This window comes from Micromonospora craterilacus (genome assembly GCF_003236315.1).
Lineage (GTDB): Bacteria > Actinomycetota > Actinomycetes > Mycobacteriales > Micromonosporaceae > Micromonospora > Micromonospora craterilacus.
Genome location: NZ_POTY01000482.1, coordinates 1 through 1,326, shown reverse-complemented (window position 1 = coordinate 1,326; position 1,326 = coordinate 1). Strand labels below are relative to the sequence as shown.

Below are 1,326 nucleotides of genomic sequence, written 5' to 3'. Positions count from 1 at the left end.
ACCCTCACCCCCCTGACCGACTGACCAACCCCACCCGGGTCAGTAGGAGAGGTGGGTCCAGGAGCGTTCGACGCCGGGGCCGGTACCGAGGATGGTGCTGGTCGAGGTGACCACGGCGACGGTGTCGTCGGGGAGGTCCTGCGCCTCCGCGTGGTCGCCGAGGTACGCGTAGAGCTGCACCGCCAGGCGGTGGAAGTGGGCCTGGTAGAAGTCGGTGAAGTCCATGGGTGGCGAGGTGGCCCCGGGTGACTCCGGGCGGTGCCCTGCGGTCATGGCAGTCCTCGGTGCTCGGCGGGATTCAGCACTGTCACGCGTGGTGTCCGGGATCCGCTGCACCCGAATCTCGATGGCAGGCCGGTGACCCGGCGTACCTTGGGGATCATGCCTGTGCCGAGCGATCCTGATCCCCGACTCCAGTCGTACGCCGATCCGCAGCGCCTGGTCACCACCGAGTGGCTGGCGGAGCACCTGAACGACGCGGCCCTGGTCGTGGTCGAGTCCGACGAGGACGTGCTGCTCTACGACACTGGCCACATCCCGGGCGCCATCAAGGTCGACTGGCATCTGGAGCTGAACGACCAGGTCACCCGGGACTACCTGGACGCCGAGCGGTTCGCGCAGCTGTGCGCCGCCAAGGGCATCGGCCGCGACGACACGGTCGTCTTCTACGGCGACAACTTCAACTGGTGGGCGGCGTACGCGCTCTGGGTCTTCACCCTCTTCGGCCACCCGGACGTGCGGCTGGTCGACGGTGGCCGGCAGAAGTGGATCGCCGAGGGGCGGGAACTGACCCGCGACAAGCCGGCCCGGACGCCGGCGGACTATCCGGTGCCGCAGCGCGACGACGCGCCGGTTCGGGCGTTCCGCGAGGAGGTGATGGCGCACATCGCCGCCGACCGGCCGCTGGTGGACGTGCGTTCGCCGGGCGAGTACACCGGCGAGATGCTGCACATGCCGGACTACCCGCAGGAGGGTGCGCTGCGCGGCGGGCACATCCCCGGCGCGGTGAGCAAGCCGTGGAAGTCGGCCGCCAACGACGATGGCACGTTCAAGTCGGCCGACGAGCTGCGCGCGATCTACACCGACCAGCTCGGGCTGAGCCCGGCCGACGACGTGATCGCCTACTGCCGGATCGGCGAACGGTCCAGCCACACCTGGTTCGTGCTGCGGCATCTGCTCGGCTACCCGCAGGTCCGCAACTACGACGGCTCCTGGACCGAGTGGGGCAACCTGGTCCGGGCCCCCGTCGTCAAGGGCCCCAACCCGAAGTGATCAGCCAGTAGTGGCGGGCGGGGCGTCGGCGCGGAGGTAGCGCTGGATGGTGGG

General features: G+C 69.8%; 2 protein-coding genes. One reads left to right on the top strand and one right to left on the bottom strand.

The features are described from left to right. Positions 1–39 precede the first annotated feature (39 nt). Positions 40–273, bottom strand: coding sequence for a hypothetical protein (locus C1I95_RS36825; RefSeq protein WP_233514071.1), 234 nt, complete (start codon positions 271–273; stop codon positions 40–42). 108 nt (positions 274–381) lie between these two features. Here C1I95_RS36825 and C1I95_RS33945 point away from each other — a divergent pair, with 108 nt between their 5' ends. Further along, positions 382–1,272: a sulfurtransferase gene (locus tag C1I95_RS33945; protein ID WP_111220202.1), complete on the top strand. Its 891-nt coding sequence runs from the start codon at positions 382–384 to the stop codon at positions 1,270–1,272. Positions 1,273–1,326 lie beyond the last annotated feature (54 nt).